The 22,820-nt window shown below is 45.9% G+C and carries 15 protein-coding genes; 7 read left to right on the plus strand and 8 right to left on the minus strand.

From position 1 onward, the window contains the following. Positions 1 to 88 precede the first annotated feature (88 nt). From R7044_RS18710 to R7044_RS18735, 6 genes are all read left to right on the plus strand, one after another. The gene (locus R7044_RS18710; RefSeq protein WP_045394664.1) at positions 89 to 1,480 is read left to right on the plus strand and encodes a TolC family protein; all 1,392 of its coding nucleotides are present in this window, start codon (positions 89 to 91) and stop codon (positions 1,478 to 1,480) included. A gap of 146 nt (positions 1,481 to 1,626) precedes the next feature. Beyond that, positions 1,627 to 3,360 carry an efflux RND transporter periplasmic adaptor subunit gene (locus R7044_RS18715; protein ID WP_225455749.1) on the plus strand — a complete coding sequence of 578 codons (1,734 nt, stop codon included), beginning with the start codon at positions 1,627 to 1,629 and terminating at the stop codon, positions 3,358 to 3,360. A 2-nt stretch (positions 3,361 to 3,362) separates the two neighbouring features. After that, positions 3,363 to 6,533 (plus strand): efflux RND transporter permease subunit, encoded by a 3,171-nt coding sequence (locus R7044_RS18720; RefSeq protein ID WP_225455750.1) that lies wholly within the window; start codon positions 3,363 to 3,365, stop codon positions 6,531 to 6,533. A gap of 77 nt (positions 6,534 to 6,610) precedes the next feature. After that, complete coding sequence (gene copI / locus R7044_RS18725; RefSeq protein WP_225455751.1) at positions 6,611 to 7,156, plus strand: copper-resistant cuproprotein CopI; 546 nt, start codon at positions 6,611 to 6,613, stop codon at positions 7,154 to 7,156. Positions 7,157 to 7,483: 327 nt separating this feature from the next. Further along, the gene (locus tag R7044_RS18730; protein WP_005375420.1) at positions 7,484 to 8,335 is read left to right on the plus strand and encodes a carbenicillin-hydrolyzing class A beta-lactamase CARB-42; all 852 of its coding nucleotides are present in this window, start codon (positions 7,484 to 7,486) and stop codon (positions 8,333 to 8,335) included. Between the two features lie 282 nt (positions 8,336 to 8,617). Then, positions 8,618 to 9,667 (plus strand): sensor domain-containing diguanylate cyclase, encoded by a 1,050-nt coding sequence (locus R7044_RS18735; protein WP_025998663.1) that lies wholly within the window; start codon positions 8,618 to 8,620, stop codon positions 9,665 to 9,667. 112 nt (positions 9,668 to 9,779) lie between these two features. On the opposite strand, the gene R7044_RS18740 is transcribed toward R7044_RS18735, so the two are convergent. Next, positions 9,780 to 9,932, minus strand: a complete 153-nt coding sequence (locus tag R7044_RS18740) for a hypothetical protein (protein WP_005375418.1) — start codon at positions 9,930 to 9,932, stop codon at positions 9,780 to 9,782. Between the two features lie 246 nt (positions 9,933 to 10,178). On the opposite strand from R7044_RS18740, the gene speG reads away from it, so the two are divergent. Beyond that, positions 10,179 to 10,718, plus strand: a complete 540-nt coding sequence (gene speG, locus R7044_RS18745; RefSeq protein WP_005375417.1) for a spermidine N1-acetyltransferase — start codon at positions 10,179 to 10,181, stop codon at positions 10,716 to 10,718. A 47-nt stretch (positions 10,719 to 10,765) separates the two neighbouring features. Here the strand turns inward: speG and R7044_RS18750 are convergent, their stop codons facing one another. The 7 genes from R7044_RS18750 to R7044_RS18780 form a co-directional block, all read right to left on the minus strand. Further along, complete coding sequence (locus R7044_RS18750) at positions 10,766 to 11,563, minus strand: hypothetical protein (protein WP_017821522.1); 798 nt, start codon at positions 11,561 to 11,563, stop codon at positions 10,766 to 10,768. Between the two features lie 176 nt (positions 11,564 to 11,739). Beyond that, positions 11,740 to 12,825: an OmpP1/FadL family transporter gene (locus tag R7044_RS18755; RefSeq protein ID WP_017821523.1), complete on the minus strand. Its 1,086-nt coding sequence runs from the start codon at positions 12,823 to 12,825 to the stop codon at positions 11,740 to 11,742. Positions 12,826 to 12,945: 120 nt separating this feature from the next. Continuing rightward, positions 12,946 to 16,086 carry an efflux RND transporter permease subunit VmeQ gene (vmeQ, locus tag R7044_RS18760; RefSeq protein WP_225455752.1) on the minus strand — a complete coding sequence of 1,047 codons (3,141 nt, stop codon included), beginning with the start codon at positions 16,084 to 16,086 and terminating at the stop codon, positions 12,946 to 12,948. A 10-nt stretch (positions 16,087 to 16,096) separates the two neighbouring features. Next, positions 16,097 to 17,239 carry an efflux RND transporter periplasmic adaptor subunit VmeP gene (vmeP, locus tag R7044_RS18765; RefSeq protein ID WP_005375406.1) on the minus strand — a complete coding sequence of 381 codons (1,143 nt, stop codon included), beginning with the start codon at positions 17,237 to 17,239 and terminating at the stop codon, positions 16,097 to 16,099. A 90-nt stretch (positions 17,240 to 17,329) separates the two neighbouring features. Beyond that, positions 17,330 to 18,121, minus strand: coding sequence for a hypothetical protein (locus R7044_RS18770; protein ID WP_047101690.1), 792 nt, complete (start codon positions 18,119 to 18,121; stop codon positions 17,330 to 17,332). 528 nt (positions 18,122 to 18,649) lie between these two features. Next, entirely contained in the window at positions 18,650 to 20,809 is a 2,160-nt protein-coding gene (locus R7044_RS18775) for a prolyl oligopeptidase family serine peptidase (protein ID WP_225455753.1), read from the minus strand. A gap of 206 nt (positions 20,810 to 21,015) precedes the next feature. After that, positions 21,016 to 22,587, minus strand: coding sequence for an ATP-binding cassette domain-containing protein (locus tag R7044_RS18780; RefSeq protein ID WP_225455754.1), 1,572 nt, complete (start codon positions 22,585 to 22,587; stop codon positions 21,016 to 21,018). Between the last annotated feature and the right edge of the window lie 233 nt (positions 22,588 to 22,820).

Consider the following 22,820-nt stretch of genomic DNA (forward strand, 5'->3'; position numbering starts at 1 on the left):
TGCGCCTGAACGATGAGGTAACAAGGCTTTACTGTTCCCGCAATAAAATCCGCACCTCCATCGATCCGGCGAACACTGGATTTAGATTATGGATATCAAACCATACCGCTTAGCTGCACCTATTTTTATGGTGGCTCTGGTCGCTGCGCCAACCTTGGTTAACGCCGCTGGTAAAGAGACGCACGCAGCACAAAATTCCGCATCAAGTGAGCGAGCTTCGACGACCAAGCTTGCCCAACTGATCAACGTCGCTTTGAGTAACGATGGCAATCGTAAGCAATACTCAGCGCAATCTGCAGCCATGCGTGAAACGGGCGTCGCGAGCGCGACCTTGATGGACCCAAAACTGAAAGTGGGTTTTGGTGGCTTGCCTGTCGACAGCTTCAAATTCGATGAAGACCCAATGACCAACATCTCCGTTGGTTTAATGCAACAGTTTGAGCGTGGCTCTACCCTTGATTTGCAACAGAAGAAAGCCAACCAACAAGCCGACGGCCTTGGGCTTCAAGTGCATGCTCGTGAGCTTGAGGTAGCCAACAGCATGACTCAACTTTGGCTAGAACTTGGTTACCAGCAACGCGCTGAACAAATCATGCTTGAGAACCGCAAGTTGATGAAGGAGATGGAAAGCTTTATTCAAACCAACTATTCGATTGGTAAGAGTGAAGCGCAAGATCTGCTTAACGCCCAACTTCAAGTCAGCAAGTTGGATGAGAAACTGCAAGCCAACGCACAAATGCAACGTCGTCTTATCTCTCAACTCTCCGAATGGTTGGGGTCAGATTGGTTAGCAAACGAACAGGCTCTGCACGCGAGCAATCAACTTAATTGGGACACACTGAACAGCAAACTTGCTGCGAGTCAGGGTTCCACCAAGCATTATCAGCAACTCAGCCAACACCCGATGGTTAAGATGGCCGACGTCAGCATTTCTGCCAATAAAACTCAGGTGGAAATTGCTGAGCAAGCCTACAACCCGCAATTTGGCGTCGAAGTAATGTACGCCTACCGCCAAGCCGACAACATGATGGGTGAGCCCGCCTCTGATTTGGTTAGCGCTTACCTCACCATGGACATTCCACTGTTCACAGGTGACCGCCAAGATCGCAATCTCGCGGCCGCTCAATACCAAGTTGGTGCGGCACAATCGCAAAAAGACACCTTACTAACGCAGATGAATGCCAAGGTGAACACTTTGCTGGTTGATCGCGGCAACTTAACCCAGCGTTTAGAACGTTATCAATCCACCTTATTGCCTCAAGCGAAAGCGCGCATTCAAGCCGTTGAGCGAGGTTATCAAAACAACACAGCGCAGTTTAACGATGTGATTTCTGCCACCACAGACGAGTTGGCTCTGCAATTAGAGCAACAACGTCTGCTGACCGATCTCAACATCGCAAACAGCAATTTAGCCACCCTACTCGGTGGTTTCGACTACCAAGTGGCTTCACCGGAAGCTCGCTCTATTTCGACATATTAATTTGTGATTCCCCAAGACAGTTGGGGCTACAGCTAGGCGGCAAACGAGAGAATCCCATGAGCATAGATCTGCTATGTGATTTGGGTGAACGGGAGCAGGCAACAACGCTGTAGCGTCAAATGTGAAGGGGAAAATAAGGTAAAACAATGAAAACATTTAAGATTGCAACCATCGCGCTGATTGTTGGTGGTGCTTTAGGGTTTGGTGCTAATCATTTTCTTACGGGCTCGGCTCACGACATGAGTGCGATGGGTGGCGAATCTGCTGCAAGCTCTAATGATCCGCTTTACTGGGTTGCCCCAATGGATCCGAATTACAAACGCGACAAGCCGGGTAAGTCCCCAATGGGCATGGATTTGATTCCGGTTTACGCAGAAGACCTATCCGGTGAACAAGACGCACCGGGTACAGTGACTATTGACCCTTCAGTAGAAAACAACCTCGGGGTTAAAACCGCAAACGCGACACTACAACAACTATCACCACGCATCGAAACGGTTGGCTATATTGCCTTTGATGAAAGTCTGTTATGGCAAACCAACGTTCGTGTGGCGGGTTGGGTAGAAAAACTCTACATCAATGCCGTGGGTGAGAAAGTGAAGAAAGGCGATGTGCTGTTCACGCTCTACTCTCCGGAACTGGTTAAAGCACAAGAAGAATTGCTGAATGCGTACCGCACTGGCCGCAAAGGTCTTGTAAAAGGCGCGACCGAGCGCTTGGTAACGCTTGGTGTTGACCGTGCTCAAATCAAATCCATTACTCGTAGTGGTAAAGCATCGCAAACCATTGAAATCAAAGCGCCTGCTGATGGCGTTATCGCGAGCTTAAACGTGCGTGAAGGTGGCTATTTGTCCCCTGCTCAAGCGGTGATCAGTGCAGGTCCTTTGGACAATGTTTGGGTTGATGCGGAAGTCTTTGAGCGTCAAGCACATTGGATGAAAGCCGGCTCTCAAGCCACGATGACCCTTGACGCGATTCCGGGCAATGAATGGCAAGGTGTCGTAGATTACGTGTACCCAATCCTTGATCCGAAAACACGTACGTTGCGTGTGCGTCTTAAATTCCCTAACCCAGATGGCGCATTGAAGCCAAACATGTTCGCCAATATTGCCTTGCAGCCTGTCACTGACGACGCAGTATTAACGATTCCTAAATCATCTGTTATCCGCTCTGGTGGTATGACTCGCGTCGTTCTGGCTGAAGGCGACGGCAAATACCGCTCAGCTCGAATTGAAGTTGGTCGTGAAGCTGGCGAACAAATCGAAGTATTACAAGGACTTAAACAGGGCGATAAGATCGTTACTTCATCTCACTTCATGCTCGATTCTGAATCAAACCAATCGGCGGATCTATCTCGCATCAATGGAGTAGAAACGGCAGCAGAAACGGCATGGGCCAAAGGTGAGATCACGGATGTGATGAAAGATCACCGTATGCTGACCATCAACCACCAGCCCGTACCAGAATGGGATTGGCCTGGCATGGTGATGAACTTTACTTTCGCCGATGGCGTTGAGATGGGTGACTTGAAAAAAGGTCAATCCATTGAATTTGAGATGAAAAAGACAGAATCCGGTCAGTACCAAATCATCGACTTCCATTCATCAAAAAGCACAGCTGACAACAGCGTCATTGCGACAGAAGTTTGGCTGACTGGTGACATCACCATGCTGATGGCTGATTTTGGCATGATCACCTTAAACCATCTACCAGTAACTGAATGGAACTGGGATGCAGGCGAGATGAACTTCTCTGTGGGTGAAGACGTGGATTTATCAGGTTTTGAAGAAGGACAGAAAGTTCAGTTTCTAGTTGAAAAACAAGGATCTGACTACGTTCTTAAACAGCTAGTTCCTGCAACAACAGCGGTCGAGGGTTAATTATGATCAATGCTATTATTCGTTGGTCACTGAGCAACCGCTTCCTCGTGTTGATCGCGACCTTAGCGCTTATTTTCGGCGGACTTTACAGTGTAAAGAACACACCTGTCGATGCGATCCCTGACCTTTCCGATGTTCAGGTGATCATCAAAACCAGCTATCCGGGTCAGGCTCCTCAAGTCGTCGAGGATCAAGTCACTTACCCACTCACCACCGCCATGCTTGCCGTGCCGGGTGCTGAGACAGTTCGTGGTTATTCCTTCTTTGGTGACTCTTACGTTTATATCATTTTTAACGATGATACCGACATGTACTGGGCACGTTCACGCGTGTTGGAGTACTTAAGCCAAGTAGCACCAAAGCTGCCACCGAACGCAAAACCAACCCTAGGTCCTGATGCAACGGGCGTGGGTTGGGTTTACAGCTATGTACTGCAAGACAAAACGGGTAAACACGATTTAGCCGAACTTCGCAGCCTGCAAGACTGGTTCTTGAAGTACGAATTGCAAACCGTGGATGGCGTGTCTGAAGTCGCTACCGTGGGCGGTATGGTGAAGCAGTATCAAGTGCAGATTGATCCTGCCAAGCTGCGTGCTTACAACCTCACTCTGCAACAAGTGAACATGGCAATCCAAAACGGTAACCAAGAGACCGGCGCGTCTGTTATCGAAGTTGCGGAAGCCGAACACATGGTTCGTACCACGGGTTACCTAACCAGCATTGAAGACATTAAATCACTGCCTCTCAAAGTCACCGAGAAAGGCACGCCGTTGCTATTAGGAGACATCGCAGACATTAACCTTGGTCCACAGATGCGCCGTGGTATTTCAGAACTGAATGGCGAAGGTGAAGCCGTGGGTGGCGTTATCGTGATGCGCTTTGGCGAAAACGCCAGTGAAGTGATTGCGAAAGTCAAAGACAAGCTCGCAGACCTACAACGCAGTCTACCCGAGGGCGTGGAAATTGTTGCAACCTACGACCGCTCTACCCTTATCGATTCAGCGGTAGAAAACCTATGGAAGAAGCTTGCTGAAGAGTTCATCGTGGTTGCGATTGTGTGTGCCTTATTCTTATTCCACATTCGTTCTTCATTGGTTATCGCTCTGAGCCTACCGGTCGGTATTCTTAGTGCGTTTATCGTGATGCATTGGCAAGGCATCAACGCCAACATCATGTCCTTGGGTGGTATTGCGATTGCCATCGGTGCCATGGTGGATGGTGCAATCGTAATGATTGAAAACGTTCATAAGCACATTGAACGAACGCCACTGACCGACAAGAACCGCTGGCAAGTAATTGGCAAAGCCGCTGAAGAGGTTGGCGCACCGCTGTTCTTCTCATTGCTGATCATTACTCTGAGCTTTGTGCCTGTGTTCGCCTTAGAAGGTCAAGAAGGCAAGATGTTCTCGCCGCTTGCGTTCACTAAGACTTACGCCATGGCAGCGGCAGCAGGTTTGGCAATCACGCTCGTGCCCGTGCTTATGGGCTACTTCATTCGCGGTAAAGTGTTACCGGAACACAAAAACCCGGTTAACCGCGGCTTGGTTGCGTTGTACCGCCCGCTGTTGAATACCAGCCTAAAATACCCTAAGACCATGATTGTTATTGCATTAGGTCTAATGGCGTCGGCTTATTACCCAACCAGTAAACTGGGCAGCGAGTTCATCCCGCCGCTGGATGAAGGCGACTTGATGTACATGCCAACGACCTACCCGGGTATCTCGATTGGTAAAGCGCGCGAGCTTCTACAACAAACCAACAAGCTGATCAAAACCGTTCCAGAAGTGAAAACCGTATGGGGCAAGATTGGTCGAGCTGAGACCGCAACCGATCCAGCGCCACTCACCATGATTGAAACCGTGATTCAGTTGAAACCGCACGATCAATGGCGTGAAGGGGTAACAACCGAGTCACTGCGCAAAGAGTTCGATAATCTGGTTCAGTTCCCTGGTCTTACTAACGCTTGGGTTATGCCGATCAAAACGCGTATCGACATGCTCGCAACGGGCATCAAAACCCCTATCGGCATTAAGATCGCTGGACCCGATCTGAAAGTGATTGAGAAGATAGGTTCTCAGTTGGAGCCAATTCTTAATGGCGTACAAGGCACGGCATCGGTTTACGCAGAACGTGTGGCGGGTGGTCGTTATGTCACGATCGACATTAAACGCCGTGCCGCAGCGCGTTACGGCTTGAGCATCAAAGACGTTCAGCAGGTGATCTCCACTGCGGTCGGCGGCATGAATGTAGGTGAAACCATTGAAGGCTTGGAGCGTTACCCAATCAACGTTCGCTACCCACAAGACTACCGAGATTCAGTGGTTAAACTGCAAAACCTACCATTGGTGACACCAAATGGCGCTCGTATTGCACTGGCTGACGTAGCGGACATCCGTTACGAAGACGGTCCGCCAATGATCAAGACGGAAAACGCGCGCCCGAATGGCTGGGTATTTGTCGATATCGATGGTCGTGACCTTGGCTCTTACGTCGTGGAAGCGCAACAGGTCGTGGCCGATCAACTGGAGCTTCCTGCGGGTTACTCGCTGGCTTGGTCTGGTCAATACGAATACATGGAGCGTGCGAAAGACCGCTTGAGTGTCGTAGTACCAATCACCATCGCCATCATTATGCTGCTGCTTTATTTCAGCTTCCGTCGTGTCGGCGAAGTGATGATCATCATGCTTACCCTACCGCTCGCTATGGTCGGTGGCTTGTGGCTCATGCATATCCTCAACTACAACTTCTCGATTGCCGTTGGGGTCGGTTTTATTGCCCTAGCAGGTGTCGCAGTTGAGATTGGCGTCATCATGCTGGTCTACCTCAACCAAGCGTGGCACTACAAAAAACTCGATGCGGAAGAGAACCAACTAAAGCTTGAGGCGAAAGACCTAACCGATGCCATTCGCGAAGGTGCAGGCTTACGTGTTCGCCCCGTAATGATGACGGTACTAACGGTCATTATAGGTCTGATTCCGATCATGTACGGCGAAGGTACTGGTTCAGAAGTGATGCAACGTATCGCCGCACCAATGATTGGTGGTATGGCATCGGCGCTGCTGCTGACGCTGTTGGTACTTCCTGCCATCTTCAAGCTCTGGAAGCAACGCGAGTTGCGCCCGGATAACTCAACTCTTGGTCAAACAAGCACGCAAACTGGCAACAAGGCTTAATCCCTACCTTCCCCTCAAACACTCGGTTTTGAGGGGAAAATACCGAATTATTAATGAATTAAAACAAGGATATAAAAATGAAAAAGACACTAATCACACTTGCTCTAGCCCTAACAACAACGACCGCTTTTGCGCAAATAGATCACTCGAATATGAACCACAGCCAGATGGACCATTCCAGCATGAATCATTCAAACATGGATCACAGCAAAATGGACCACTCAAACATGATGGATATGCCGGGCATGTCAGCCGTTGGTATGCCAGCAAAAGGGGCAAAGCCAGACAAAGTGGTACACGTTATCTTAGGTGATGACATGACAATCAAGTTCAAGAAAGACGTTAAGATTGAGCCAAACGATGTGGTGCAGTTTGTAGTCATGAACACAGGTAAGATCAACCACGAGTTTACGATTGGTTCGGCTAAAGAGCAGCTAGAACATCGCGAAATGATGAAAACAATGAGTGGTGATCACATGCACGACTCGGGCAACTCTGTGACGGTCGAACCGGGTAAAGCGAAGCAGTTGTTGTGGCATTTCCACGGTGACAACAAGATTGAGTTCGCGTGCAACATTCCGGGCCATGCAGAAGCGGGCATGGTTAAAAAGATTGAACTGTAAGTAATTATCCAAATAGGCAAAAGGAGCTGATGATTCAGCTCCTTTTATGTCTCTGGAGCAAACTATTCGTTAGCTCATGACAAGGAATTCTGAGCCAGTGTCTCACGCTAAGATATTTTTGTGACCGAATCACCGACGTAATATATAAGCCAAACTACAGGCCTTGATAGCAACACTCTTCTCCCCATATTGAGACCGTTTAAGCGTATTGCAAAGAATCCTACATAAAATAGACATAGATTTAACAGTGTTTAGAGTACTGGCTCGTTATAGTTTACGTGACATCGCTACCGTGCGAACTAAAACTAAAATTGAAGAACACGATCCATGAAAAAGTTATTTTTGTTGGCTGGGCTAATGGTTTGCTCAACCCTAAGTTACGCGTCCCAACTGAATGAGGACATTTCTCTCCTCGAGCAACAAACCTCAAGCAGAATTGGGGTGTCAGTTTGGGATACCCAAGCAGACGAGCGTTGGGATTACCGTGGCGATGAACGCTTCCCACTCATGAGCACATTCAAAACCCTAGCTTGTGCCAAAATGCTAAGTGATATGGACAGCGGTAAGCTAAGTAAAAATGCGACCGCAAAAGTCGATGAGCGCAGTATCGTTGTATGGTCTCCAGTGATGGATAAGCTCGCAGGCCAAAACACACGCATAGAGCACGCGTGTGAAGCCGCTATGTTAATGAGTGATAATACCGCAGCCAACTTAGTATTAAATGAAATTGGCGGCCCTAAGGCCGTAACAATGTTTCTGCGAACAATTGGAGATAAAGCAACGCGCCTAGACAGAATAGAACCTCGCTTGAACGAAGCCACACCAGGCGACAGCCGCGACACAACCACACCTAACGCCATACTAAACACTCTTCGAACTTTGGTCGAAGGCGAAACGTTGTCTTATGAGTCTCGTGTACAATTAAAAATCTGGATGCAGGACAACAAAGTTTCAGACTCGTTAATGCGTTCTGTATTACCAACAGGTTGGTCTATTGCAGACCGTTCTGGTGCGGGAGGTCATGGTTCGCGTGGCATTAACGCGATTATATGGAAGGAAAATCATCGACCTGTTTACATTAGTATTTATGTCACAGAAACCGAGCTCTCACTTCAAGCTAGGGACCAACTCGTTGCGCAGATAAGTCAGTTGATTTTACAAAAGTATAAAGACAATTAAGTCACCACTCACCTGACCCTATTTGTATCCTTTTCTAGCCCTTCTCTTCCAGAAGGGCTCATTCTGTACTTCCATCTTAAAAACACCACTTATTGAGTAATGACTTACTTATAAATAGGTATAAGATTTACTTATTTAGGGTGAGTTAACGCCCACATTAAGCAACCTAATGCACACAAACGGCGATAATTGAACCATACTCTTACCAAGAAGCACATTTTCTACAAAATAGCTTCACGTAATTTATTGTTGGTATTTGCAACATTGCCAAGGAGATGTCTATTGAGACTTGAAAGAACTTTTAACCCTGATGACTTATCGATGCAAAACATGGAAAGTCCGATATGTATGCCGATAGGGTTTGTTCACTTTTTAGCTCAATCGGAAACACTACAGCAAGTACTTGATACGGTGGCAGAATGGATAAATCGTATATTTAATTCTGACCGTGCGAGTATCACACTTTATGAAAACAATGATCATTTAAAGGTCTACTCTTTCTCTGGTAGTAAAGCGATTCCCGCTGAATTTTTAGTGCCCATTCATCAAGCGTTTGTTGGCCGAGTGTTCAAAAAGCAACAACTGATGATCTGCGACGATGTTACGCAATCTGATGAGATCGATTGTGTGATGCTCGCATCCAATGGTATGGGTACGTGTATGGACGCGCCTTTAATGCACGGTAAAGTCTGCCTAGGAACGCTTAACGTTGCGCATCATCAAACGCACATTTACACAAACGAACAAGCGGCACAGCTTCAGTGCATCGCTAATTGGATTGCTTTAAACATTGCCCTTCATATACAGATTATGAAAATGGAACACCTCGCCACGACGGATGATCTAACAGGTATTCCAAACCGCAGAGAGTTCATGCGACAAATCGAAAGCCGCCTAAATGAATACCGAACCCTGGGCATTGACTTCCATGTTGCTATTTTAGATCTCGACAATTTTAAAAGCCTCAATGACCGATTTGGTCATGACGCAGGCGATAAATCACTGATCCATGCAGTTAATACTATTAAAAGTCATCTACTTGATTGTGACTTACTTGCCAGAGTTGGCGGTGAAGAGTTTGCCATCGTATTAAGAAGTCGCTCATCACAGCAAGCTCTAGACACATTAGAAACAATTCGTAATGCACTAGAAACGACGACCGTTCAACATTCAGGTTGTGATATGAGCTTCACCGCGAGTATTGGGGTAACTCAAGTCTGTCGTCTCGACGACTCATTTGAACCACTCGTTAAACGCGCCGACTTAGCACTTTACAAGGCAAAAGAAACCGGAAGAAATCGCGTTGAGTTTCATATTGGTGAAGAAAGGTAGAAAAAATAAAAAAAGGTAGCGACTCATTGCGCTACCTTTTATCGATTCTAACCCGCTTAAAATAACTAATACGAACTTTAAGCCAGTTAAAAATAAGAATGAGCAAATTTAATTATGCTTTCTTAAGATCTTTAGCTGGGTAAGTTAGTGTTTTTTCGCCTGCTTTTACATGTGTGTAAAAACCGCCACTGCTTAAACCTGTAACAACCATTTCGCCAAGATCGATACCTTTAGTCGCTACTACTACGTCACCGATTGAAAACATATTGAATACCTTGTTTGTTTAGATTAAGACACTAAGTCGTTGCGCGGTATTTAATACGATATTAGGCAAAGCACCTAATCGAGTTTTTTATCGTAAAGATTAATTTATATTTGTCGTGAACTCTAAGTTTCCACATTGAAAATCACAGGATATTTTCCAAAAAAAGATGCGCTATTCTTGTGAAATACGGTAATATTTTCTAGCATCAAGTGCGGAGGTATTCTCCGCCCTCATTGGAGAAAAATGATGAAGAAAGGCCTAAAAATGCGTGCATTAGAGCGTTCTGATTTGCGCTTTATTCATGAACTGAATAACAACCGAAATATCATGGCCTACTGGTTCGAAGAACCTTACGAGTCTTATGACGAGCTCGAAGAACTTTATCGAAAACATATACATGATGACGCTGAAAGGCGTTTTGTCGTCGAAGATGAAGACGGCATCGTAATTGGCTTAGTTGAGCTGATCGAGATTAACTACATTCACCGCAGCGCGGAATTTCAGATAATCATCGCCCCAGAGCATCAAGGCCGAGGTTATGCGACAGAGATGATTAATCGTGCGTTAGATTACTCATTCTCAATTCTTAATCTACGTAAAATCTACTTATTAGTCGCAGTGGATAACGAAGTCGCTATTCACTTATACAAAAAGTGCGGCTTTATCGAAGAAGGTCACCTTGTAGAAGAATACTTTATTAACGGCGCTTACAGCGATGTTAAGCGCATGTATATATTAAAACACCAGTACCAGAAAAAGATCGAAGAAAACAACTCAATTCACTAGTTCATTCTATCAAAGTAAAAACGCAGCTATTTGGGCTGCGTTTTTATTTATTCAAATTGATATTGATATGATAACACGATGCGCTTGTCTGCTTCATCCAAATAGGTGTTGTTGTCCATGACAAACGTCATTACGTTAAAAGAGTGGCGTTTGCTCACGAGGTAACCAAGACCAATACCACCAAAGAAGCCTTTGTAGTTCTCTCCTTCACTGTTTTCTGAGCCGTAAGTGCCTGCTGCGAAGCTGATTAACGTCAGCTCTTTGGTAAACAATTTCAGCGCAAATGCACCAACGTAACCGCTACTGCCTGAAGAGCTCATCATGTTGAAGCCATTCTCTGCACTTGGCGTCCCCGTAAAGTTAGGCTCGCTACAGAGACTACTTTCTGCACCGTCACAAACAGGAACATCACCAGTGTTGTACGTATAGCCTGCCATTGGGAAAATTTGGAAGCCTGCTGGCTCAATCCCGAAATAACTTAGCGGCATAAAGGTACCAACGCTGTAGTTGGTTTGATCCGCGCCATTTACGTATTCATTTTTACCGAAGTTGAAGTTCACGATACCGACCGGAAACAACCACGAGCCACCAATACGCCACTCGCTCGCATCATCATTGATACGCAGGTTAATTTTACGCGCTTGGTCAAGCGCAAGTGAGCCCGAGAATGAGATGTTTTGATCATCAAAATCGTAGTTGTTTGCGTACGACGCGCCAAATTTCGTGATGACTTTTGTTGGGTCATCCGCCAACTTGTTTTTATTGTCTTTTACTCGATGCTCGGCACCATGAGCCAGCGTACTAACCAACAAAGTCGTACACACTAACGCTAGTTTATTTTTCATTTTTTAGTCCTTTGAGATGTTGAATACCCGCACTTAGCTGCGCAGATACTTTTTGAATCATCACTCACTGGATGTGACAGAAGCGCCCTAACTACCTTAGATGGTGTGACAGCATCCAGTGCAGGTAGTTAGGGTAGAATGGCCTGTAAGGAAGGCGTTTTAGCGATTAGGAATGATTAGTTTTTCCAGTTGTAGCTCATGCTCATGAAGTACAGCGCGGGCTCATCAAAACCAGCTTGTAAGCGTGGCGTTTTTGACGATTCCATCAAGATCGCTTCAAACGCGAAACCAATTGAGTTTTCTGAATCCAATTTGTAATCAATGCCTGTACCAATGCGGTACGCCTTGCCAGTAGGAACGGTAATGTCACCGTTTGATTGACTTTCATACATGCTGGTATCGAATGCAAAACCTGCATTCCACATCATTTTTTCATTCAGTTTGTACTGAGTACCCAATGCGATTTGGTAAGTGTCTTGTGTCTCTACGTTCAGCGTGGTTGTGTATTCGCTCCAGTCTTGCCAGTTCACGTTCCACATCACCGCTAGGTCATCATTCACTTCGTGGTAAGCACTGAAGATCAGTTGTTGCGGAGCAATGGAGTTACTATTGTCGAATTCAAATTCGGTTTCAGAAGAGTAAGACAGACCAAGACGCGTGCCTGGTGTTGCTTCATAAAGCACACCTACTCGGCCGTTGAGCTGAGTATCTTGGTCTTCGTCATTGAAGTTCAAGGCTCCCTTCGTTTCCACTTCATACATACCGTACTGAATGCCAAGCGCCGCACCCACAGACCAGTGATCATTGATGCGGTAAGAAGCGGAAGGTTGAATGGTCAACGCTTGTGTCGTTGCTGTAGGAATATCTAAATGATTATCCAAAAGACCTTCGTACTCTAGGCCAAGACCGTAGTTGCCATACAGACCAATACCCAGCGTCCATTTGTCGTTCACTTGTTGGCTGTAAAATGCCGACGCCATAGGAACAAAACCAATCACGTTGCCCGCATCGCCAGTCATCGTGTCTAGTTGCGCGTCACCGTAAAGGCCAATCAGGTTACCAGAGAAAGATTTACCAGAAACATTCGCCAGACCAGCCGGGTTTGCTGCCATTACTGAGGCATCTTGCGCACGAGCCGCCATACCAGCGGATGCCAAACCAATATCCGATGCTGTAGTTTCGTAAAGGTATAACCCACCCGCTTGCGCAGCAGCACAAGTCAGTAGAGAACTCGCTACGACGATTTTTGAAAGATTTTTCATGTTAAAACCTATTATTGTTAGGTGAACCCACGCTGCGACGGTGGTTGTATATCAATGAAAGGCATTGGCCAATCGCACACAGCGTGGGGGTGTTGTGGAGTCAGTCAGTTGAAATCAGCGTTATTGCTCGCTCACCTCAAGTTCAGTGGGTTTCTTTCGCTTAAACTTCTCGCGCAGAGATTGCATCATCACGAAGAACACTGGCGTCAGTAACGTGCCAACAAACGTAGAGAGAATCATGCCGCCGAATACCGCAAAGCCCAGTGAGTGACGAGATGCCGCACCGGCACCCGATGCAATCACCAACGGGAATACCCCCCAGATGAAGGCAAATGCGGTCATCTGTACTGCTCGGAAACGGATTCGAGCAGCTTCTTTGGCAGCATCAATGATGGATAAGCCCTTTTCTTCTCGCAGAACTTTGGCAAATTCCACGATAAGAATCGCCACTTTGGCGGACATACCGATCAAGATGACCACACCAATCTGCACATACAAATCGAACGGTTGTCCCACCAGCAGTAGCGTGCCCATTGCGCCGAGAATCGCGACTGGAACCGCCATCATTACCGCAGCAGGAATGGTCCAACTTTCGTACTGAGCCACCAAGAACAAGTAGGTGAACAGCAAAGACAATGCGAACGCGATTGGTGCCATGTTGCCTGCTTTCATCTCTTGGTAAGTCATGCCTGACCACTCGTACGAGTAACCACTTGGCAAAGATTCTGCAGCCAGTTTTTCAATGGCTTTTACAACATCACCCGAGCTGTAGCCTGGCGCTGGCGCACCGTTCACGGTTGCAGAACTGAACATGTTGTAGTTCGACAAGGTATCAGGGCCGAAGATCGGCTTCACTTTCACTAGCGTTGCCAGTGACACCATTTTTCCAGAGCTAGAACGAACAAACAGATGGTCGATGTCGTCGATGTTGTCACGATATTGCTCTTCTGCTTGCACTTTCACTTGGTACGAACGACCAAACAAGTTGAAGTCAGAAATGTAGGCACCGCCCAACTGCGCTTGCAGTGTGCTGAAGATTTCATTCAACGGTACGCCCATCGAAATCGCTTTATCGCGGTCAATATCGATGTAACGTTGCGGAATATTCGCACGGAAAATCGAGAACGCACGTGCCACTTCAGGCAGTTGGTTGATTTGGGCAACAAAATCAGCGGTTGTTTTTGCCAACTCTTGTGGAGAACGGCCCAAGTTGTCCTGCAGCACAAGGTTGAAACCATCCACCGCACCCATACCTTTGATTGCCGGCGTCGCGAAAACGAACGAAGCGGCATCTGGCGTTGAGTTCAGCATTTGGTTAACTTTATTCATCAATGCGCGTTGGTGTAGCTCAGGGTCTTTACGTTTGCTCCAGTTATCCAGTTTGATGATCAACATGCCCGAGTTTGGAATCGACGCCATGTTAATTACCGAGAAGCCCGCAACCGAAACCACGTTCTCCACACCTTCCATCTGTTTTAGCTCATCAACGTACTTCTTCATTAATGGTGCAGTACGCTGCAATGCTGCTGCGTCTGGCAAACGCATTTCGACCATGAACACGCCTTTATCTTCGTTCGGTACGAAAGAAGAAGGTACGGTCATGAACGCAAATGCCAGCACCGCAATAAGCGCGCCATAAACACCGATACTCAGCACAATACGACGGCTCAAGAAGCCAACTAAACCTTGGTATTTGCGCGTTATTGCTTCAAAACCTCGGTTAAACGCACGCAAAGGCGCAATAGGTTGCGAGTGAGTAGATTTCAACATCAACGCACAAAGCGCTGGCGTTAACGTCAATGCGTTGATCGCAGAGATCAGCACCGATACACAGATGGTGACCGCGAACTGGTTGAACATTCGACCAGAAATACCCGGCAATAGCGCAACCGGTACGAATACCGCCAACAAAATAAGCGTTGTTGCCAATACTGGCCCCGTCACTTCTTTCATAGCTTGGATAGTGGCCGGAATCGGGTCTAAATGCTCTTCATGAATAACCCGCTCCACATTCTCTACCACGATGATCGCATCGTCCACCACGATACCGATGGCGAGGATCAAGCCAAACAACGAGATCGTGTTAATGGTCATGCCCATCACGCCCATGATTGCGAACGTCGCAATAATGGAAACCGGAATCGCTAAGGTTGGAATGATGGTCGCTCGCCAGTTCTGCAAGAAAACGTACACAACGAAGGTGACAAGAAGTACCGCAATCACCAGCGTCTCATACACTTCATCAATCGATGTCTCTACGTATTCGGTAGAGTCATACGCGATGTCGTAGACCAAATCACCAGGAAACGATTTCTCGTACTCTGTCATGGCCTCTTTCACGCGTTCCATCACGTCTAGCGCGTTCGCGGTCGGTAACTGGTACAAGGCCAGAACGGCGGCTGGTTCGTTATTCATACGACCATCAGCTTCGTAACCTTGTGCACCAACTTCGACACGAGCCACATCTTTCAAGCGAATCAAAGAACCTTTCTTGCTCGCACGAATGATGATGTTCTCGAACTCTTCCGCAGAAGTGAGTCGACCTTTGGTTTGCAAAACATATTGATATTGCTGATCACCTGGAGCTGGCATACCACCGATCTTACCCGCCGCCACTTGGATGTTTTGCGTTTTAATTGCGCCAATAACGTCGCTAGCAGAAAGCTTCAAGGTAGCCAGTTTATTTGGGTTCAACCAAATTCGCATTGAGTAGTCTTTCTTACCCAGCAGCGTAATGTCACTCATACCTTCGATACGTTTTAGACGCTCGACAATATTGAGATCCGCGTAGTTAGAAAGGTAGATACTGTCGTGAGACTGTTTCGGAGAACGCAGTGTGATAACGCCCAGCATGTCGGAAGATTTCTTCTTAACCGTCACACCGATTTGGTTTACTTCTTGTGGTAGAGACGACGTCGCCTGTGCCACCAAGTTGTTCACACGAACCTGCGCCATATCGCCATCTGCGCCCACTCGGAAGTAAATACGCAATGTGTATGAGCCATCGTTACCAATCACAGAAGACATGTAAATCATGTCTTCAACGCCGTTGACTTTGGCTTCTATCGGTTGTGCTACGGTCTTTTTAACCACGTCCGCGTTTGCCCCCGGATACATGGTGCTCACCGTAATTACCGTTGGAGAGATTTGAGGATACTCAGAAATTGGCAAGACTTTCAGGGCGATCATGCCCATCAATGTCATAGCCAGTGAGATCACCAAAGCAAACTTCGGCCGGTGAATGAAAAATTTACTTAACATCAGTACTCACTCAGCCTTGTTCACTCTGTAGCTCAACGTCTTTCACCGTTGCACCCGGACGCACTTTTTGTAGACCATTGACGATGACTTTTTCGTTAGCCGCCAAACCAGTCAGCACAGCACGTTTCACACCGTAGGTCTGACCGAGTTCAACGTTACGACGAGACACCACGTGATCATCACCAACCACCATGACGTAGTCACCCGCTTGGTCTTGTTGAACAGCCGCCGATGGGATAAGCAAACCATCAATGGTTTTGTTGCGCAGCTTGATGGTCAAGTTGCCATATTCACCCGGCATAAGCGCGTAAGTTGGGTTATCGAATTGTGCTTCTGCTCGAATTGAGCCTGTTTCTAAATCGATCTTGTTGCCAACGGCGTAGATCTTGCCATCAAGTGGATACAATGAGCCGTCTGAAAGCGTCAGTGTTAAATCAACATCCAGTTTGTCATCGTTACGATGAGCCACATCAATGGCACTTCTTACTCGGCGGTAGAGCTTCTCATCCACATCAAAGCCAAAGCGAATTGGGTCTACTTGAGTGATCGAAACAAGAGGAACGATTTGAATTTTCGAAATACGGTCACCCACTCGGAAGTTGCTGAAACCCACGCGGCCAGAGAAAGGAGCGCGCACAGAGCTAAATTCAAGATCGAGCCTTGCTGAAACCAGCGTCGCTTTCGCCTCTTCTACCGAAGCAATCGCTGCGGCGTGCGCTGCAATGGCGTCATCGTATTGCTGCTCACTGATGCTTTTATCTTTGATGAGTTTCTTCACACGTTCTGCATCACGCGTAGTTTGAACGAGTTGTGCTTTTGCTTTTTGCAACGACGCTTTTGCATACGCCAGTGCCGCTTTGTAAGGACGGTCGTCGATTTCAAACAACAATTGGCCTTTTTCGACCATATCGCCATCTTTAAAATGAATCGCGGTTAATTCGCCACCGACTCGCGGCATAATATCAACGTCATTTACCGCTTCAGTTCGACCGATAAAAGTATGATAAGGAGTGATTTTTGTTTCGGTTAGGGTAACGGTTTCAACAGAGGGTGCTTGGGCTGTTTTCGTTGCGATATCGCCAGTTTTGCATCCTGATAGTAATGCAGAAGATATAGCAATAGATACCAACGCAAATTTATATTTGGCTTTCATGATAAACCTACTTTATTTAGAAAGTGCCCTAGCCTAAATATTTAAATATATGGATAAACACACTTTATATTCTGGAAATAAACGAGGGAGTTAGAATTGGTAGTTAAATTCGATACGGTGATCACCATCACAGAAATTAACGTGCTCATTCCAGTTTGCAAAGTAACGAATATTTGCGCGAGGATTAATTTGATAAGACAACGCAAACTCATGAGTCAAGATATTATCTTCACCCGCGTAATAAGTATCTTTATATTGACTAGACCCTGACAACGTATGCATATACATTGGGTTGTAGTTAATCCAGATTTTATCGGTTAATTCAATTTTTGAGTACATACCCACAACAGTGAAAGTACCTGGAATTTCATAACCTTTGTCATCACCACTAAAATCATTAGCAATAGTGACACCCGCACCAGCTAAAGGAAATAGCTGCAACATACCAAACTTAGGTAGACCTTGAATAAAGCTATAAGATGCATCTAATTTATCGTTATCAACGTCGTAGTTTACATCTAATTGACGGCCTAGACCTTTTGCGACTTCTACTTGGAAATTACGTAGTCGGAAAGAGTCAATGCTGTCATCAACGTTGGCATATATTGGATCGTCATTGTCGCGAATGCCAAATAGCTCACCACCAATGCCTTTCATTTCAATGATGTTCATCGCCATGGTACCAGGCTGGCTAGATTGGTAAGTTTGACCGATTTTGATGTTCGCGCCTTTATCAGTAATACCAAAGCCAGCTTGGGTGTATACCGCAAGTGGGTCAGACATATCTTGTAGTTCTTCGTTATTGTTTGTCTGCGCATAGGCAGAAGACGCGAGTTGTAGGGCTGCAACCATAATGGCAACAGACGGTTTCACTAAATTCATAAAACTGTATCCATTTTAATGATTATAAAATTATTCACGTCATGAGGTCATCATAAATAGCAAGCAACACAACTCGCTTTGGATAACATAAATTATCAAAGCAAATTCAATAATGACGAAACATTCGACGTTTTAATTAAAATAAAATAAAGCATCGTAAAAGTTCAATCACCGCTACTTATATCTTATATAACTTGAAATTTGGTAATACCAATGAAGAAGGAAATATTAAAACTTATGAAAATTCAATTATCATTAGAACAAATGATTAATTAATTTTACCATATAAATAGAGAGTGCAATGGATTTAGGTGATCGCGATCAATGTTTCATTTCGATCGTACAACACTCTTCAGATTAATTAGAACATTATAATAATTTAAAAAACCTTAGTTTGATTAGCCTAGCATCAGATTAGAATAGTAGGCCTATAATAAATAAAAAGGGAGTCACTCTCTGTGATTCCCTTTTATTATCGAGCGATAAAGCGCCGATGCGTTTCGATAACTAAAACGCAAACAATTCGCACTATTGCAGTTTCTCTATTCCCATATTGAACAGTGCAAAACTATAAATATCTGCATTTGTCTCAATTATTTTACGCGTTGGTGTGCCTGCACCATGTCCTGCATTGGTTTCGATGCGAATTAAGGTCGGATTTGAACCCGCTTGCTTCGATTGCAACTCAGCAGCAAATTTGTATGAGTGAGCAGGAACAACACGGTCATCATGATCACCCGTTGTAATCAATGTTGCTGGATATTCCACCCCCGCTTTTACATTGTGCACTGGCGAATAACCTTTCAGATATTGGAACATCTCTTTACTTTGCTCTGCCGTACCGTAGTCATACGCCCAACCAGCACCTGCGGTAAAAGTATGGTAACGCAGCATATCCAGTACGCCGACTGCTGGCAGCGCCACTTTAAATAGCTCTGGACGTTGCGTCATAACGGCCCCCACTAACAAGCCACCATTCGATCCACCGTTAATGGCTAACTTGTTTAATGACGTTACCTTTTCATCAATTAGGTATTCAGCCGCCGCAATAAAGTCATCAAACACATTTTGCTTTTGCATTTGAATGCCAGCGTTGTGCCATTCTTTGCCATATTCCCCACCACCACGAATGTTCGCTACCGCGTAAACACCACCAAGCTCTAACCAAGCCGCACGTGTCGGGCTAAAAGATGGCGTGAGGCTAATGTTGAAACCGCCATAACCATATAGGATGGTTGGTGCACTGCCGTCCATCAGTGTCCCTTTTTTATAGGTGATGATCATCGGCACTTTTGTTCCGTCTTTTGAGGTGTAAAACACCTGGCGAGATTCATACAAAACAGGGTCAAATGGCGCTTTAGATTTGTAGTACACCTCGCTATCACCATCTTTGATGTTCAGACGATAGGTAGTGCTTGGCATCTTGTAGTTGGTGAAAGAGTAGTAGACTTCGGTTTCTTCTTTTTTCCCCGAGAAACCGTATGCGCTGCCAATATCAGGCAATTTGATTTCTCGGATGAGTTTGCCGTTCATGTCGTATTGCTTCACCATCGAGATCGCATCAACAATATAGCTCGCAAACAAATTGCCACCCGCGGTAGAAACACGTAACACGTTCTTTGTTTCAGGAATCAAATCTTTCCAGTTTTTGGGCTGCGGCTGACTTGCATCCACCGTCACGACGCGTTTGTTCGGCGCATTAAGGTTCGTAACCAAGTACAGTTTCGTGCCTTGGTTGTCTATCACCCAAGTATCAGAACTGGTGTTATCTAAAATGGTTTTCAGCGGGCTATTTGGCTTACTCAGGTCTTTAAAGAACAGTTTGTTGCCCGACGTCGATACGCTGGCTGAGATAAACAAGTAGCGTTCATCTTCCGACGTGTAACCCCCAACGTAGCGATACTTTTCGTCCTTTACACCACCGAAAATTAATTGGTCTTCACTTTGTTTCGTCCCTAGTTTATGAAAGTAGAGCTTGTGTTGGTCTGTCTTCGCGGAAAGTTCACTCCCTTTTGGCTTGTCATAACTTGAGTAATAGAAGCCTTGATTGCCGAGCCAACTGATGCCACTGAACTTAATATCCACCAGCGTTTCACCGACGGGCTTTTTGGTTTCTGTGTCTAACACAATGACTTTGCGCCAATCGCTACCGCCTTCCGAAATGCTGTATGCAACCAAAGATCCATCTCGTGAAAAGCTCACTCCCGCTAACGATGTGGTGCCATCTTCACTAAAAGTATTTGGATCGAGGAAAATTTCTGCTTCACCATCACCTAGCTGCCGATAAAGCACGTCTTGGTTTTGTAACCCGTCATTTTTGTAGAAGTAAGTGAACTTACCCTCTTTGAACGGCTGGCTTTGTTTTTCGTAATCCATGAGCTTAGTAATGCGCTCTTCAATCTGCTCGCGGTAAGGGATTTTCGCCAGATAATCAAACGTCACTGCATTTTGCGCCTTCACCCATTCTGCGGTTTCTGGGCTGAGATCGTCTTCCAACCAGCGATAAGGATCACTCACTTTTGTACCAAAGTAGTCATCGACAATATCCACTTTTTGTGTGGTTGGATACGTGATGGCTTTCGGGCTTACCTGTTCAACCGACGATTGCGCCGCTTCATTGGCATGCGCCACAGACAACACACTTCCGAGTGCGAGAGCTGTTGTGAGTGCTAGGGTGTTCTTTTTCATGAAATTCCTTTTTATTTTTCTGTTGTCTTTTTGTGCAATACATCAGAACTCTACTATATATCGACAAAATGAATCTAATTTCATTAAACGAGTTGTGAAAGCCATCCTAACTCCCTCATTTCCTTCCAGTTCTACAAACTAGTAAGTGGAAGTGTAGAACTTGGGAACAATACTGAAGAGCCACGATGGCGTTTACTCTCTTTCGTCTAAGTCAGCTCGATTTGGCGCAAAACCCCAGACTCAGAAGCGAAATCTTGGTCGTGACTAATCAGAACAAATCCACCTTTGTATACATTTAACGCCTGACTAAGCATTATTTTTGACTCGAGGTCGAGATGGTTATCTGGTTCATCAAGCAGCAGCAAAGGCTGAGAATTTTGGTGGCTGACTATCAGCATCGCGAGCTTCATCTTCTCGCCACCGCTCAGTAGGCGCCCCAATCGAAACACTGCATCTCGACGAAAACCGATCCCGGCCAATAAGGTCCTCGCTTCACTTTCCGTCATCTCTTGGCAGCTCTCCATTACGTTCTCAAGTAACGAAAGATTTGGATTCACTGCACCAAAATGTTGGTCGAGATAATACAAAGGCGTATTCACTTGCAACTCACCACTCTGCAACGATAACTCGCCAAGCAACGTCTTTAACAAGGTTGATTTTCCGCAGCCATTTCTCCCTTTGAGATGGACTTTGTCGTTCGCAAAAATCTGCAACGTGATAGGCGTAGAATTCCCAAAAGGTAATATACCTTCTTGTATCGACAACACTTTTCGCGAACGGTTCGGATTATCTGTAAGATAAAGCTTTTGCGCCTTGAGTTGCTCATGTCGCGATTGCAACGCCTGTTCTTTGGCTTGTAAATGCGCTTGTCTGAGTTGCTCATTCTTATTGCGATTTGAAGCGCTGGCGGTCGCGCTATCCTTTTTTCCATCAAGAAAAATTTTGGGCTGACTGCCGTCTTTGCGCAGTTTGTTCCCTTGCGCGGCGCGTTGGTCTGCTTTTTCACGATTTTTCTGGGCTTGCTCGGCTAACCGTTTTTTCTGTTTATCGACTTGCGCTAACTGCCTCTCGACCGCTTGCAGTTCAGTGCGTTTTTTCTCGGCGTACACATCGTAATTTCCACCAAAAGCCTGTAAACCTAGGCCCGATAGCTCCCAAATTTCCTCCATCTCTCGCAGCAGCTCACGATCGTGACTGATGAGTAAAATCGCACCGCTGAAATGCGTCATAGACTCTATCAGCCATTGTTTCGCCTCGGTATCGAGGTGATTGGATGGCTCATCGAGAATCAAAAGATCCGTTTCGTTTTCAAATAACTGCCATAACTGCAAACGCGCCAACTGACCACCACTGAGCCGAGCACAAGAGAAATCAGGGTCTTGCGGCAAGCCCATCGCAGCAAGCTGCTGTTTGAGTTTCAGTTCAATATCCCACTGTTCGCCAACCAGTTCGAACCAATGCTCAGAAACATCACCTTGTTCAATCTGCTTCAAAGCATGTAAGGCCGAGTCTGTTCCCAGAAATTGGGCGATCGATTGCTGACCTGAAAGCAGATCAGACGGCTGCTGGCGATACATCATGAAAGAAGAGGGAGCAGTCACAACACCGCTGGCAGGCTGAATTTCTCCCGCTAAAATGGAAGTCAAAAGCGACTTGCCGATGCCATTGCGCCCAACCAAACCAACACGTCGTTTAGTCATGGAACAAGAAATAGACTGAAATAGCGTATCGCCATTATCAAACTGATGGCTAACATTAAAAGCTTGTAAAACTGGCATAATTTGCCTCCTGTATGACAGGGACAACAGCCGTAGCTATGATTTGAAATGGCAACAAAACGCGTGCACAAACGCATTAAGCTCTATGTAAAGCTCGACGATATACGTCAAATCAAAAAGTCGTCTTGTTGCAAAGAAATATCGGAAAGTGAGCTACGCCTACTAACCCTGCAGATCCAAAAAATAAGTAAAAATATGGATGACAGGTTTAGTTCTTCATGTTGGCGTAATCT

The sequence above is a fragment of the Vibrio sp. 1402 genome, from assembly GCF_033340275.1.